Annotated in this window: 13 protein-coding genes and 1 riboswitch; of the genes, 1 reads left to right on the top strand and 12 read right to left on the bottom strand. The window is 67.8% G+C overall.

Annotation, left to right across the window (positions count from 1 at the left end; all coding sequences use genetic code 11):
- Positions 1 to 10 precede the first annotated feature (10 nt).
- Positions 11 to 207: riboswitch (cobalamin riboswitch) on the bottom strand.
- A gap of 44 nt (positions 208 to 251) precedes the next feature.
- The 5 genes from cobA to cbiE are packed head-to-tail and all read right to left on the bottom strand — an operon-like array spanning position 252 to position 4,597.
- Entirely contained in the window at positions 252 to 971 is a 720-nt protein-coding gene (gene cobA / locus HOY34_RS15350) for a uroporphyrinogen-III C-methyltransferase (protein ID WP_172364383.1), read from the bottom strand.
- Positions 968 to 2,278 (bottom strand): cobyrinic acid a,c-diamide synthase CobB, encoded by a 1,311-nt coding sequence (locus HOY34_RS15345; RefSeq protein ID WP_172364381.1) that lies wholly within the window; start codon positions 2,276 to 2,278, stop codon positions 968 to 970. The genes cobA and HOY34_RS15345 overlap by 4 nt, the downstream gene beginning before the upstream one ends.
- The gene (gene cobM, locus HOY34_RS15340; protein ID WP_172364379.1) at positions 2,275 to 3,048 is read right to left on the bottom strand and encodes a precorrin-4 C(11)-methyltransferase; all 774 of its coding nucleotides are present in this window, start codon (positions 3,046 to 3,048) and stop codon (positions 2,275 to 2,277) included. The genes HOY34_RS15345 and cobM overlap by 4 nt, the downstream gene beginning before the upstream one ends.
- The gene (locus tag HOY34_RS15335) at positions 3,045 to 3,419 is read right to left on the bottom strand and encodes a cobalamin biosynthesis protein (protein ID WP_216654781.1); all 375 of its coding nucleotides are present in this window, start codon (positions 3,417 to 3,419) and stop codon (positions 3,045 to 3,047) included. The genes cobM and HOY34_RS15335 overlap by 4 nt, the downstream gene beginning before the upstream one ends.
- Positions 3,416 to 4,597 carry a precorrin-6y C5,15-methyltransferase (decarboxylating) subunit CbiE gene (gene cbiE / locus HOY34_RS15330; RefSeq protein WP_172364375.1) on the bottom strand — a complete coding sequence of 394 codons (1,182 nt, stop codon included), beginning with the start codon at positions 4,595 to 4,597 and terminating at the stop codon, positions 3,416 to 3,418. Before cbiE ends, HOY34_RS15335 begins: the two co-directional genes overlap by 4 nt.
- Between cbiE and HOY34_RS15325 the strand changes: the two genes are divergently transcribed.
- Positions 4,596 to 5,369 carry a cobalt-precorrin-6A reductase gene (locus tag HOY34_RS15325; protein ID WP_172364373.1) on the top strand — a complete coding sequence of 258 codons (774 nt, stop codon included), beginning with the start codon at positions 4,596 to 4,598 and terminating at the stop codon, positions 5,367 to 5,369. The two genes, cbiE and HOY34_RS15325, sit on opposite strands and share 2 nt — an antisense overlap.
- On the opposite strand, the gene cobJ is transcribed toward HOY34_RS15325, so the two are convergent.
- Genes cobJ through HOY34_RS15290 form a run of 7 tightly spaced genes read right to left on the bottom strand, consistent with a single transcriptional unit; the run spans position 5,348 to position 13,336 of the window.
- Entirely contained in the window at positions 5,348 to 6,115 is a 768-nt protein-coding gene (gene cobJ / locus HOY34_RS15320) for a precorrin-3B C(17)-methyltransferase (RefSeq protein WP_253944490.1), read from the bottom strand. The two genes, HOY34_RS15325 and cobJ, sit on opposite strands and share 22 nt — an antisense overlap.
- The gene (gene cobI, locus HOY34_RS15315; protein WP_172364371.1) at positions 6,112 to 6,819 is read right to left on the bottom strand and encodes a precorrin-2 C(20)-methyltransferase; all 708 of its coding nucleotides are present in this window, start codon (positions 6,817 to 6,819) and stop codon (positions 6,112 to 6,114) included. Before cobI ends, cobJ begins: the two co-directional genes overlap by 4 nt.
- A gap of 3 nt (positions 6,820 to 6,822) precedes the next feature.
- Positions 6,823 to 7,467, bottom strand: coding sequence for a precorrin-8X methylmutase (locus tag HOY34_RS15310; RefSeq protein WP_172364369.1), 645 nt, complete (start codon positions 7,465 to 7,467; stop codon positions 6,823 to 6,825).
- Positions 7,451 to 8,659 (bottom strand): ferredoxin-like domain-containing protein, encoded by a 1,209-nt coding sequence (locus HOY34_RS15305; RefSeq protein WP_366926968.1) that lies wholly within the window; start codon positions 8,657 to 8,659, stop codon positions 7,451 to 7,453. Before HOY34_RS15305 ends, HOY34_RS15310 begins: the two co-directional genes overlap by 17 nt.
- Positions 8,617 to 11,940 carry a cobaltochelatase subunit CobN gene (cobN, locus tag HOY34_RS15300; RefSeq protein WP_172364367.1) on the bottom strand — a complete coding sequence of 1,108 codons (3,324 nt, stop codon included), beginning with the start codon at positions 11,938 to 11,940 and terminating at the stop codon, positions 8,617 to 8,619. The genes HOY34_RS15305 and cobN overlap by 43 nt, the downstream gene beginning before the upstream one ends.
- 9 nt (positions 11,941 to 11,949) lie before the next feature.
- The gene (gene cobW / locus HOY34_RS15295; RefSeq protein ID WP_172364365.1) at positions 11,950 to 12,969 is read right to left on the bottom strand and encodes a cobalamin biosynthesis protein CobW; all 1,020 of its coding nucleotides are present in this window, start codon (positions 12,967 to 12,969) and stop codon (positions 11,950 to 11,952) included.
- Between the two features lies 1 nt (position 12,970).
- Positions 12,971 to 13,336: a DUF1636 domain-containing protein gene (locus tag HOY34_RS15290; protein WP_172364363.1), complete on the bottom strand. Its 366-nt coding sequence runs from the start codon at positions 13,334 to 13,336 to the stop codon at positions 12,971 to 12,973.
- Between the last annotated feature and the right edge of the window lie 66 nt (positions 13,337 to 13,402).

The raw sequence follows: 13,402 nt of genomic DNA, 5'->3' as shown, positions 1-13,402 counted from the left end.
CCGACGGCGGTTGCAGTTCCTTGCGAAGGTCGGTCTCCTGACTTGCAGGTCACGGCCGATGCCCTCCTTCCCGGGGAATGCTCCTCAGTGGATAACGGGGTCGGCTTACTGCTCACAGTCGCGGGGGCGGTTGGGTTGGGCGGGCCTTGCGGCGACGCCCCCCTGTTCCCATGCCGGTTTCCCGGCACCTTCACATTTGCGAGAGTGACAGGCGCCAGGCCTGCGGTCAACATGCAACCTGAGGGCGCGGCCTATTCGGCCAGCGCGCCATAAAGGATCAGCGTGGGGGCCGGGTCGGGGCCTGCCCCCTCCAGATGCGCGGCCAGCCCCTGCACCGTGTCGCGGCGGAAGGATTGCGCCGGGGTGGACACGCCTTGCGCCATCAGCGCGGGCGTGTCAGGCGGCAGGCCCGCCGCGATCAGCTTTGCCGCCAGCTGCGCGAAAGTGCCCCGCGCCATAAAGACCGAGGTCACCGCCGAAGGGTCGGCCAGCGCCCCCCAGTTCAGGCTTTCGGGCAGCGCGCCCGTCACGTCATGCCCGGTGACAAACTGCACGCGCCGCGCATTCACCCGCCGCGTCAGCGGGATCCCCGCCGCCGCCGCCGCGGCTGAGGGCGCGGTAACGCCCGGCACGATCTCATAGCCGATACCCGCCTCGCGCAGCGCGGTGATCTCTTCCTCAAGCCTGCCGAACATGCCGGAATCGCCTGATTTCAGCCGCACCACCTTCAGCCCGCTTTGCGCATGATCGACCAGCAAGCGGCTGACATGATCCTGGCGCGGCGAGGCCCGGCCCGCCCGCTTCCCGACCGAGATCAGATCGGCATCCGGCCCCGCCAGATCCAGGATCGGCCCGGCGGAAAGGTCGTCATAAAGCACGACCTCGGCTTCTTGCAGGCGTTTGACGGCGCGAACCGTCAGAAGATCCGGATCGCCGGGGCCAGAGGAAACAAAGCTGACAAACGCGCTCATCCGGCGTCTCCGATCAGGTGGAAAAAGGTGCCGCTGACATGGCCACGACGTGATCCGGTCTCGGGCACCGGGGCGCCTTCGGCATCGGTCACATGGGCCAGCGCCGGGTCAGGCTGCGACAGGATGGTGGAATAGTGGAACTCATGGCCGCGCAGGCGCTGGCCCGGCTGATGGCCGGGGATCGGGGCCTCAAGTCTGGCCAGACGGTAGCCCAGGTGCATCTTACGCTTTTCATATGAGGTCACGAGGCCCAGGAGCCCCGCCATCTGGTGCCGCGTGCCCGAGGCATCAATCAGCGCCTCGCCCAGCACCATATAGCCGCCGCATTCGCCGTGAACCGGGCGGGTTTTGGCGAAATCGCGCAGGCCCGCCATGAAGGTCTCTGCCGCAGCCAGGGGGCCTGCATGCAATTCAGGATAGCCGCCGGGCAGCCAGCACAGATCGGCATCGGGCGCAGGGGCCTGATCGGCCAGCGGCGAGAAGGGCAGAACCTCTGCCCCTTTGGCCGCCCAGGCGTCCAGCAGATGCGGATAGGTGAAGGAAAACGCCGCATCGCGCGCCAAAGCGATGCGCTGGCCGGGCGGATCGGGCAGCCTTGTCGCGCCCGGGGCCGCGCCGCCAGCCGCCACCGCCCGCAGCGCATCCAGATCGACAAATTCGCGCAAAAAGGCGGCATAGTCACTGATTGCGCGCTCTAGATCGGGGTGTTCGACTGCCTGGACAAGGCCCAGATGCCGCTCTGGCAGGGTCAGATCGCCCCGGCGCGGCAGGGCACCGAACACCGGCAGGCCGATCTCTTCCATCCCCAGTCGGCAAAGCCGTTCATGCCGGGGCGAGGCCACGCGGTTCAGGATCACCCCCGCCACCCGCACATCGCGCCGATAGCCCGCCATCCCCGCCGCCAGCGCCGCAACCGTCTGCGCCGCACCCGAGACATCCAGCACGATCACCACAGGCCAGCCCGTCAGCGCGGCAATGTCAGCACTGGCCCCGGTGCCGCTTTCGCCGGGAGTGGCAACGCCGTCAAACAGCCCCATAGAGCCTTCGGCCAGCGCCATATCCCCGCCCCGCGCCAGCTGCGTCGCCAGCAGCCCGGGCGTCATCGCCCAGCTGTCGAGGTTGAAGCTGGCCCGCCCCGAGGCCGCCAGATGAAACGCCGGGTCGATATAATCCGGCCCGCATTTATAGGGCTGCACCGCCACGCCCTGATCGCGCAGCGCCCTGAGCAGCCCCAGCATCACCGTGGTCTTGCCCGCCCCGGATCTCGGGGCCGAGATGATCAGCCCGGGGGTTCCGCCCGCGCTCATGATTTCACCGCATCGGCCCGACCCGCGCGGAAACGGCGGTCATAATCGGTGGAATAGAGACTGGATTCGATGAACCCCTCCTGCCCCAGGGCAGGCCCGACCAGGATCAGCGCCGTGCGCTCCATCGTGTCGCCGACGAGGCCCGCGATGGTTGCAAGCGTGCCGCGCACCACCCGCTCATCAGGCCAGGAGGCCCGCCAGACCACCGCCACCGGGCAATCGGCGCCGTAATGTGGCGTCAGCTCGGCCGCCGTTTCATCAAGCCGATGGATCGAGAGGTGAATGGCCAGCGTCGCGCCGGTGGCGGCGAAGGCCTCCAGCCGCTCGCGTTCGGGCATGGCAGAGGCGCGGCCAGGGGTGCGGGTCAGCACCAGACTTTGCGCAAGGCAGGGCAGCGTCAGCTCTGCCCCCAGCGTCGCGGCGGCGGCGGCGAAAGAGGGCACGCCGGGCGTCACGTCAAAGGGGATGCCCTCGGCCTTCAGGCGGCGGATCTGCTCGCCCATCGCCGACCAGACCGAGAGATCACCGGAATGCAGCCGCGCCACATCCTGGCCCGCCTGATGCGCGGTGCGGATCTCGGCGATGATCGCATCCAGATCCAGCGGCGCGGTATTGACGATCCGCGCCCCGGGCGGGCAATGGGCCAGCACCGCCTCGGGGATCAGGGATCCGGCGTAAAGGCAGACAGGCGAGGCCGCGATCAGATCGCGCCCGCGCAGCGTCAGCAGATCGGCAGCCCCGGGGCCTGCACCGATGAAATGAACGGTCATGGTTTCGGTCCTTTATGGGCGATGGCGGCGGTGGCCATGCCGTCGGCAGAGATTTCACGCGGGGCGATCAGGCGGGCACCAGGCCCGAGGGCCGCCAGTGCGCAGGCCTCGGATACGGAACCCGTGCCATGTGCGGCCCGGCTGGCGGCGCTGTCGGTCAGGGTTTGCGGCGCGGTCAGCTGCGCGGCGCTGACCGGATGCAGATGATAGCCCAGCCGCGACAGCTGCATCACCGCCGGATGCCGCGCCTTGACGGCAGGCACCGCGATATGGCGCAGATCCTGCGCCCCGGCCTGCCTCAGCGCGTCAAGCAGCGATTCCAGCTGGGCTGCGGTGCGAAAGCCCAGGCCCGCGATGGTGTCGGGGATCATCGCAAAACGCTCCATTGCAGGACCGGATAGCTGGATTTCCAGCCGCGCTTGCGGCCCAGGGGGGCGGCCTCGGCCAGCTCAAAGCGCAAAAGCTGCCCGCCTTTCGCGCCATGCCAGGCCGCCAGCAGCGCCTCGGTTTCCAGCGTCACGCCATGCGCGACCAGCCGCACGCCCTGCGGCAGACAGGCCCAAAGCGCGTTCAGCAAATTGTCATCCGCGCCGCCGCCGATGAACACCGCATCCGGGCGCGGCAGACCGGGCAAAAGATCCAGCGCCCGCCCCTCGCGGATCTCAAGGCGGTCGGTGCCAAGGCGTTGGGCATTGCCCCTGGCACGGGCGGCGCGGGTCGGATCGGCCTCAACCCCAATCGCCCGCAAGGTGGGATGCGACAGCAACCATTCGATCCCGATGGACCCCGAGCCTGCGCCCAGATCCCAGAGCATCTCGCCCGGGCGCGGCGCCAGGGCAGACAATGCCAGCGCACGGATCGGGCGTTTGGTGATCTGGCCGTCATGCTCAAACAGGTCATCGGCGCGGCCAGAGGCCAGCGTTACCACCTGCCCGTCGCCCCGGATCTGCAGCGCGGCCGCGACCAAAGGCGCGGTCTCAGCCCGGCTGAAATCAGCCGCAGAGGTGGTTTCCACACGCTCCTGCGCACCGCCGAGGTTCTCAAAAAACGTCACCAGGCTGGCAGAAAACCCGGTTTCCACCAGGTAAGCCGCCAGCTGCGCCGGGGCCAGACCGTCGCGCAGCGTCACGATCAGCCGCGCCCCCGGGGCCAGATGCGGGCGCAGCCGCGACAGGGGGGCTGCGTGCAGGCCAAGGCAGGCCACATCTTCAAGCCGCCAGCCCAGCCGCGCCGCCACCAGTGAGGCGACCGAGGGCGCAGGCCAGGCCCGCCATTCGCCCGGGGCCAGATCGCGGGCCAGGCTGCCGCCAGCCCCCAGCCAGAACGGATCGCCCGAGGCCAGCACCGCCACCCGCCGCCCGCGCAACGCCAGCACGGGGGCGGTTGCAAAGGGCACGGGCCAGGGGCGCTTGTCGGCATGTTCAACCATCGCCAGATGGCGCGGCCCACCAAAGACCACCTCGGCGCGTTCCAGCGCCTGACGGCTTGCGTCTGACAGGCCCGCCAGGCCATCTTCGCCAATACCAATGATCGAAAGCCACTCAGCCATGACGCCCCCCTGCCCCAATCTGAACGCGGGTCACAACGTGCTGATCCTTGGCGGCACGACCGAGGCCAGCCGCCTTGCGCAGCTGATGGCAAGCCGGAGCCTCCGGGCGGTGCTGTCCTATGCAGGGCGCGTCGAGACCCCGCGCAGCCAGCCGATCCAGACCCGAACGGGGGGGTTTGGCGGGGCGCAGGGGCTGGCGGATTACCTCAGGGCGCATCAGATCACCCATCTGATCGACGCAACCCACCCCTTTGCCGCACAGATCAGCCAGAATGCCGCGCAGGCTGCGCAAATGACCGGAACCCGACTGATCCGCCTGATGCGCCCGGCCTGGCAGCCAGGGCCCGGCGACAATTGGCGCGATCTGCCCGATCTGGCGACAGCTGCGCAGATGCTGGCCGGGCCGCCGCGCCGGGTGTTCCTGGCGATTGGCAGGCTGCATCTGGCCGATTTCACCAGCCAGCCACAGCATGACTATCTTGTGCGGCTGGTCGACCCGCCGGACAGCCCGCTGCCCCTGCCCAATGTGACGCTGGAAATCGCCCGTGGCCCCTTTGACCAGGCCACCGACCTTGCGCTTTTGCGCCGCCATCGCAGCGATCTGATCATCGCCAAAAATGCCGGTGGCGCGGGGGCCAGCGCTAAACTCAGCGCCGCGCGTGAGCTGGGTTTGCCGGTCTGGCTGATTGCACGCCCCGCGCTGCCAGAGGCTGAAACAGTCTCTGATCCGGCGGAAATCATGGATCTGCTTCATGCCGACCTCGGCGTATAGACAAACCGCCCGACGCGCCGCGTCAGTGACGAGCCGATCAGAACCATGGTCCGCATATCGACCATTTCGGGCTGCAGATCGCGCAGCGCGATGGTTTGGATCATCTGCTCGGGGGTCGAGACGGCCCGCGCCAGCACGACAAGCCGCTCAGGCTCGCATCCCGCCTGCAGGATCTCAATGACCCGCTCGAACCGACCTGGCCGGGATTTTGAGCGCGGATTGTAAAACCCCATCGCAAAATCGCCCTCAATCGCCAGCCGCAGCCGCTTTTCGACCAGCGCAAAGGGCTTGAGGTTGTCTGAGAGGTTGATCGCGCAGAAATCATGCCCAAGCGGTGCGCCCGCAGCCGCAGCCGCCGCCAGCATCGCGGTGATGCCGGGCAGAATGCGCAGATCCAGATCCGCCCAAGCGGCAGGCCCGGCCTCAACCGCCTCAAAAATGGCAGAGGCCATGGCGAAGACCCCCGGATCCCCGGATGAGACCACGACGACCCGCCGCCCCGCCGTCGCCAGTTCCAGCGCGTGGCGGGCGCGATCCATCTCGACCCGGTTGTCGCTGGGATGTTTCACAAGGCCCGGGCGATCCGGCACCCGGGCGACATAGGGAATATAGCCGATGATATCGGTGGCCTCATTCAGCGCCGCAGTTACCTCGGGCGTGACCATATCTTCGGCCCCGGGGCCGAGGCCCGCGACAATGATCCATCCGCCACCCTGGCCGGGCATTTCAGCAGACGCGCCGCTCATGGCCTGCGCCCTTTGCCATGGATTATCGCAATCGAGAAATAGGGGGCCTCGCCCTGCACATCGGCCAGGTGACGCACCTTTTGGGCAGGCATAGTGCCATGTTCGACCAGCCAGGCGTCGGCCAGACGGCCCGCATCCGCAAGCACGCGGCGCAGCTTTTCGAAATTGCGGCCAATTTTCATCACCACCAGCGCATCGGTGTCTGAAACGCGCCGCGCCAGCTCGGATTCGGGCAGGGTCGCGGGCAGCACCGTCAGCACATCATCCCCCCAGGTCACCGGCTGGCCGGTGGCATTCCAGCAGCCAACCATGCCCGGAATGCCGGGAACCACCTCAACCATGCCCGCAGGCAGGCGCGATTGCAGATGCATGAACGAGCCATAGAGAAAGGGGTCGCCCTCACATAGCACCACAACATCCTGATCTGCGGCCTGCAGCTTTGCGGCCCAGGCGTCATAAAAGGGGGCCAGAGCGGCGTTATAGGCAGGGTCGTGCACCGGGATCTCGGTCGTGACCGGATATTCCATCGGCCATTCTGTGGCATCGGGGGCCAAAAGCCCCTCAACCATGCGCCGGGCCTGGCCCTCGCGGCCAGGTTTGCGGAAATAGGCCACGATCCGCGCCGATCCCAGCAGCCGATGCGCCTTCACGCTCATCAGTTCGGGATCGCCCGGACCAAGACCGATGCAGATAACCTTGCCCATCGCCTACTCCTTACGGCTGGCCAGCGCGTTGACCGCCGCCACCGTAATCGCCGAGCCGCCGAGGCGGCCATCCACCACGCACCAGGGCAGCGGATTGTCCGCCGCCAGCGCCTCTTTCGATTCCGCCGCGCCGATGAAACCGACCGGGCAGCCGATGATCGCCGCCGGGCGCGGGAAATCCGGCTCTTGCAGGCGGTTCAGCAGGTGGAAAAGCGCCGTCGGCGCATTGCCGATCGCCACCACCGCGCCCGCCAGCCAGGGCCGCCACAGCTCGACCGCGGCGGCTGATCGGGTATTGCCGATTTCCGCCGCCAGCCCCGGCACCGCCGCATCCTGCAGGGTGCAGATCACCTGATTGTTCGCGGGCAGCCGGGCGCGGGTGATGCCCTCAGACACCATCTTCGCGTCGCAAAGGATCGGGGCCCCGGCCTCAAGCGCTTCGCGCGCGGCAATGGCGAAACCGGGGGCGAAACGGATATGCGGGGCCAGTTCAACCATGCCGCTGGCGTGGATCATGCGGACGGCGACGATCTCTTCCTCGGGAGTGAAACGTGCCAGATCGGCCTCGGCCCGGATGGTGGCGAATGAGGCGAGATAGATCTTCGCACCGTCGGTTTCATAGGTATGGGGCTTAGTTTGGCTGGGCAAGGCGGCCTCTCAGAACTGCGATAAGGTCAGGTTGTGTCAGCCCGCGATAAAGCGCTGTGCCATTGGCGGGGCCGTTTTCGATCAGATCAAAGCGCCCGGCGCGGGCGGTCAGGGTCAGGCGGGCGGGGCCGGGATGGGCGCAGCCCTTGCTGCAGCCAGAGACATGCAGCTGGCAGCCCGCGCCCTGCAGCCGTGGCAGCTCATCCGCCAGATCCTGGGTCAAACTGCGGGCCAGATCGCGGGTCGCAGCCTCTGCCGAGGTGCAGCCCGGCGCGCCGGTGCAGGCCTCAACCCGCAACAGGGCCGCATCGGGATCCCGGATCACGCCGGGAAGGTCGGGGAAATCCGTCACCCCCTCCAGCACGACCGAGCGCCAGGGCGTCAGCCGCAGCGGCGCAACCGCCAGCGCGGCAAGTGTTTCAGCCTGCATCTGCCCAAAGGGCAGCGCAAGACAGAGGCCGGTTGCAACCGGGCCGAGGCACAGCGCGGGCGCGGTCAGGGGCGGCGTGGTGGCATTCAGCGGCGGCGCCACACCTTGCGCCAGCAGGCGGGCCATGCGCGTGGCAGCGCCCTGCGCCAGGAACCAGGCCAGAAGCCGCATCGCTTCGGGGATGGCATCTTCCAGGGTGACGGGTTGACCCAGCCGCGTCCCCTCAGCCCGCAGGATCAGGCCGTTTTCCGCCCGCTCGATCCTGATGTCGCCCGAGGCGCCCCCCAAAACCGCCGCCGCCGCCGCCGTATCGACCGCAAAGCCGAATTTCGCGGGCAAGGCGGGGGCGCGGGCCAGGGCCGTCTCAAGCCCCGCCACCAGATCCAGCGTCGGATCATCCGCCCGCCACAGCGGCGTGGTCAGAATGTTGCGCCGCGCCTCGGATTCGGGATCGGGGTCCAGAAGACCCAGCTCTTGCAGGGCCTGATGCAGGGCAGGCAAAACCGCCTCTGTCACGCCGCGCAGCTGCAGATGCGCGCGCGAGCCCAGATCAATCAGCCCATTGCCATACCGTTGCGCCAAATCGGCCAGCGCCTGCGCCTGATCCGCCGTCAGCCGCCCGGCATGCGGGCGCACCCGCAAAACCAGCCCGTCGCCCGACAGCATCGGGCGCAGCGCACCCGGGCACCAGCCTTTGACCTGACCCGCGCCCGCCGCCATCACACCACACCTGCCGCGCGCGAGTTTGAGCGGCTTTGCCACAGGCCCGCCGCCTCAAGGGCGCGGAAGCAATCCTCCATCGCGCTGAGCGCCTCGGGATTGGCCCCGGCGATAAAGGCGCGGATTTCGGGATCGTCCAGCGTGGCGGCGCGGTAGAGGTCGAAAAGATGGGCGGGCACCACCCGCGCCAGATGCGCAAAAGCCGCCAGATGCTCCAGCGTCGCCGCGATCTCGGCGGCCCCGCGAAAGCCGTGGCGGGTCATCGACTGCAGCCAGACCGGGTTGGCGGCGCGGGCACGGGTGACGCGGGCGATCTCTTCGCCAAGGGCGCGGGCGCGGGGCTGATCGGGGCGGGTGGCATCCAGGTGGTAAAGCGCCGGGCTGGCCGCCCCCAGCTGCGCCATGGCGGCGGCGAAACCGCCCTCGTGGCTGGCGTAATCCATCGCCAGCAGAAGATCGGTTTCCGGCATGTCCTGGGCATGAAGGAAAGCATCCGCGCCGCGCAGCCTGGCCTCAAGCACCTCACGTGCGGGCAGGCCAGCGGCGGAATGGTCAGAGGCGGCAAGCCAGGCCTCGCCTGCGGCCTTGCGGGCGGCCTCGGAATAATCGCTGTCGCGGATGCCAAGCCCGTAGCTGCCAGGGGCCGGTGCAAAGACCCGGGCACCTGGCATGGCCGTGATATAGGGGTTCATATCGGCGGCCTCATCCCGCTGCGCGAGTGCTGTGCAGGCAGCGTCAAAAAGGCGCGAAAGTTCGGGAAAAACGTCTCTGAACAGGCCGGATGCGCGGATCGAGACCTCGATCCGCGGGCGATCCAGCAGGGCAAGCGGCACGATTTCATAGCCGGTGACGCGGTCAGAGCCTTCGTCCCAGACGGGTTTCAGACCCGCGAGATGCAGCGCCATGGCAAATTCCTCACCCGCCGTGCGCATCGTGGCCGAGCCCCAGAGGTTCAGCATCAGCCCGCGCGGATAGTCGCCGTGATCCTGGAGGTGGCGGCGAATCAGCTCTTCGGCGAGTTTGATGCCCTGGGCATGGGCGGCGCGTGAGGGCACGGCGCGGGGGTCAGTGCCATAGAGGTTGCGGCCTGTGGGCAGGACATCCTGGCGCCCCCGGGTCGGTGAGCCAGAGGGGCCAGGGGGGATCGGCTTGCCGCTCAGGGCCGCAGCAAGGTTTTCACGCTCGTATAGCAGCGAGGCGGGGTCGCCTGTGGCAGGTCGGCGGGGGCTGTCTGCCCCCCCGATTGCCGAAAATTGGCCCCCGGGGGTATTTTCAGACCGATGAAAGGGGGGGGCTGTCGGGGTTCCCCGGCCCCAGATATGCAGGCCCTCGCCGAACTGGCTTTCTTTGAGATCACAAAGGAAGCGGTCGATCCTGGGGATCGCCTCAGCGGCAGAGGCCTCTTCGGGGATGTCGAGATCCTGCTCGACATGGGCGATGCGGGCTTCCTGGCGGATCGAGGCGATCAGGCGGTCACGGCGGGCCGGATCAAGGCCGTCAGCGGTGGAATATTCATCGAGAAGGCGTTCAAGCCGGGCCAGCGCTGCGGGCATCTCGGCCTCGGTCAGCGGCGGGGTCAGGTGGCCCAGCGTGAGCGCGCCGATGCGGCGGCGGGCCTGGGCGGCCTCGCCGGGGTCATTGACGATGAAGGGGTAGATGACCGGGAGCGGCGCGGTCAGCGCCTCTGGCCAGCAGGTCGCGGAAAGGGCCACGGCCTTGCCGGGCAGCCATTCAAGCGTGCCATGTGCGCCAAGGTGAACCAGGGCGTCGGACTGGGTCTGAAGCCAGAGGTAGAAGGCCGCATAGGCGTGGCAGGGGATGCGCGTGGTGTCGTGGTAATCCCCCTCACGGTCCTGGCTGTGGCTGCGCTCTGGCTGCAGGGCGATCAGCAGGTTGCCGCGCCGGGTGGCGTGAAAATGGAAGGCGCCCGCTGCGATAGCGGGATCATCCTCGGGGGGGCCGTAGGTCTCGGTGATTGCGGTTTTCAGGGCTTCCGGCAGGCGGGCGAGGGCCTCACGATAGGCCTGAAGCGGGAAAGTGATGGTCTCGGTTTGCAGCGCCTGGCTCAGAGAGGGGCCCGGGGTAATGGTGAAACCTGCGGTGCTGAGATCCTCGGCAATGGCCTGCGCCGAAGCCAGCACATCAAGACCCACCGCATGCGCCATACGCCAGGTTTTGCCGGGATAGGTCGAGAGGACCATGCTGATCCGGCGCTGAGCGGGGGGCTGCTGCGCAAGGTGTATCCAGGCTTTCACCTTTGCGACCACGGCCCCGATACGCTCGGGGTCGGGGGCATGGCTCATGCGGGAGAACTGCAGATCGGGATCGCGCGGGGCCTCGTCCTTGAAGGAGATCACGCCTGCGGTGATGCGGCCATCCACCTCTGGCAGCGCCACATGCATCGCCAGATCGGCGGGAGAGAGGCCACGCTCGGCCGTGGCCCAGGCGGCGCGGGTCGAGGTGGCGTGGATCACCTGAAAGACCGGCACCCCGGCCGCATCAAGCGGTGAGGCATCGCCCATACGGGCGGAAAAGGCGGTGGCGTTGACGATGGCCGCCGGGGCGAGTTCGGGCAGGGTGTCGCGCAGCCAGGCGGCGGCGGATGGCTCTTTCAGGCTGGGCAGGAAGGCCCCGATGGCGCGAAATCCCCCCGCCTCGAAGGCGCCAATCAGCGCATCGACGGCAGCCGTGTCGCCCGAGGCGGCCCAGGCGCGGTAAAAGGGGATCACCACCAGCGGTGCCTCGCCTGCGGGTGGCGCAGTCAGCGTGCCAGATGACGGATGCCAGAGGCCATGCGGCGGCAGGGTTTTCACCCCCGGCACCGGGCCCGCGTAAAGGCCCGCCGCCAGCGCAAGCTGCGCCAGCGCCCCCTGGGCTGCGACGCCCCCCCCGGCCTCGCACAGATGCGCAAGGCGGCGCAGCGTTGAGACGGGCAGCGTCGAGGCCGCATCAAGACCCGGATCCGGCCTGCCATCGGCGGGCAAAAGCGCAAGCGCGATGCCCTTTTGTCGTGCAAGATTTGCGACCTGCTCGACCCCGTAGGCCCAGTAATTCACGCCGCCGATCAACCGGATCAGGATGCCACGCGCCCCGCTGAGCGTCTGCTCGATATAGGTATCGACCGACAGCGGATGCGTCAGCCGCGACAGGTTCGCCAGCCGCAGCGCGGGCAGGCTGTCGCGCCCACGCCGCCATCCCGCCGCGAAAGCGCCGAGGTCACTGTCGGAAAAGGACAGCACCACCAGATCAGCGGGCGTCTGCCCCAGATCCTGCGGCGTATCGCTTTCCTCAAGCCCGTGGCTTTCGCGGAAAAGGACGTGCATCCTGCCCCCTTATGCGCCCAAAGCCGCCCGGACGGCCGCCGCGTCGATATTGCCGTGCTCGGCAATCACCACCAGCTGCGAACGGCGCGGGCTATTGCCCCAGGCGCGGTCAAACTGATGGCGCACCCGCGGGCCAACGGCCTGGATCAGGAGGCGCATCGGCTTGCCCTGAACCGCAACATGGCCTTTGACACGCAGGATGTTTTGCGCCGAAGCCAGCGCCGCGACCTTTGCCGCCAGGGCTTCGGGGTCGGTGATCTCGGGCAAATCGACGACGATGGTGTCGAAATCGTCATGATCGTGATCGTCATGGCCGTCATGATGCGAGGGGCGCTGGTTCAGACTGTCTTCCGCCGCAGCGCCGATGCCCAGCACCACGCGGGCGTCGATCACGCCCTCGGTCAGGGGCAGCATCGGCAGCGGGCGGGGGGCCTCGGCCTCGATCACGGCTTTGGCTTTTGCCAGGCCCTCTTCGCCCGCCAGATCGGCCTTGGACAGCAGGACGATATCAGCGCAGGCAATCTGATCCTCGAAGACCTCGGACAGGGGCGTTTCGTGATCAACCTCTGACGCGTCGCCGGGATGGGCAGGATCAGGGGCGAAAAGACCCGCAGCCACGGCCTCGGCATCGGCCACCGCGACCACACCATCGATGGTGATTTTTGAGCGCAGCGCCGGCCAGTCGAAGGCCTTCAGGAGCGGTTTCGGCAGCGCAAGGCCCGAGGTCTCGATCACGATGTGATCGGGGCGCGGCTCCATCGCCATCAGCTTCTCAATCGAGGGGATGAACTCATCGGCGACCGTGCAGCAGATACAGCCATTGGTCAGCTCAAGGATCGAGCTTTCGGGGCAATTCGCATCGGCGCAGTCGCGGATCAGATCGCCATCAACGCCGACATCGCCGAATTCATTGACCAGCACCGCCAGACGCCGCCCGCCGGGGTTTTGCAAAAGATGCCGGATCAGCGTGGTTTTGCCCGCGCCCAGAAAGCCGGTGATCACGGTGACGGGGGTTTTCTCAAGCGACATCTCAGCTCTCCTGGTCTTGAAAATCGAAAGGTGGAATACGGGCGATTGTGTTCTTGCGGATAACCTCGGGGCGCGTGCGCCAGGGGACGATCCCGTCAGGGGTCGCCGCAAAGGCGTGATACATGGATATGAGGTCGTTCAGATGCAGGTCGGGATCAATGCGACCCTGCACATAGGTCCAGCGACCCGTGCCACGAAAGACCACGGCGCAGCCATTCGCGCAGGCCGACAGACATTCCTGACGCCGATGCGCCACCCCATGGGCCGTCAGCGCATCTGACAGACGCGCCCCGTCGCGGGGGGCCTGCGGATCAGCGCCCGGCAATCTGCATGTGGTGCAGACCACAAGCTCGGTTCCAACGGCCATTTGCCCCTCCGGCAAGGCTGTGACGGCAGGGCGCAGCAGGCGGGCCAAAGGGGGCCGCGCAGGCTG

The sequence above is a fragment of the Pseudogemmobacter hezensis genome (genome assembly GCF_013155295.1).
Lineage (GTDB): Bacteria > Pseudomonadota > Alphaproteobacteria > Rhodobacterales > Rhodobacteraceae > Pseudogemmobacter > Pseudogemmobacter hezensis.
The sequence above is the reverse complement of the archived record's forward strand: the minus strand, read 5'-3'. Positions and strand labels throughout refer to the sequence as shown.

Coding starts and splice junctions, on each gene's coding strand:
- cobA (WP_172364383.1), bottom strand. CDS start 971: ATGAGCGCGTTTGTCAGCTTTGTTTCCTCTGGCCCCGGCGATCCGGAT.
- HOY34_RS15345 (WP_172364381.1), bottom strand. CDS start 2,278: ATGAGCGCGGGCGGAACCCCCGGGCTGATCATCTCGGCCCCGAGATCC.
- cobM (WP_172364379.1), bottom strand. CDS start 3,048: ATGACCGTTCATTTCATCGGTGCAGGCCCCGGGGCTGCCGATCTGCTG.
- HOY34_RS15335 (WP_216654781.1), bottom strand. CDS start 3,419: ATGATCCCCGACACCATCGCGGGCCTGGGCTTTCGCACCGCAGCCCAG.
- HOY34_RS15325 (WP_172364373.1), top strand. CDS start 4,596: ATGACGCCCCCCTGCCCCAATCTGAACGCGGGTCACAACGTGCTGATC.
- cbiE (WP_172364375.1), bottom strand. CDS start 4,597: ATGGCTGAGTGGCTTTCGATCATTGGTATTGGCGAAGATGGCCTGGCG.
- cobJ (WP_253944490.1), bottom strand. CDS start 6,115: ATGAGCGGCGCGTCTGCTGAAATGCCCGGCCAGGGTGGCGGATGGATC.
- cobI (WP_172364371.1), bottom strand. CDS start 6,819: ATGGGCAAGGTTATCTGCATCGGTCTTGGTCCGGGCGATCCCGAACTG.
- cobN (WP_172364367.1), bottom strand. CDS start 11,940: ATGCACGTCCTTTTCCGCGAAAGCCACGGGCTTGAGGAAAGCGATACG.
- cobW (WP_172364365.1), bottom strand. CDS start 12,969: ATGTCGCTTGAGAAAACCCCCGTCACCGTGATCACCGGCTTTCTGGGC.
- HOY34_RS15290 (WP_172364363.1), bottom strand. CDS start 13,336: ATGGCCGTTGGAACCGAGCTTGTGGTCTGCACCACATGCAGATTGCCG.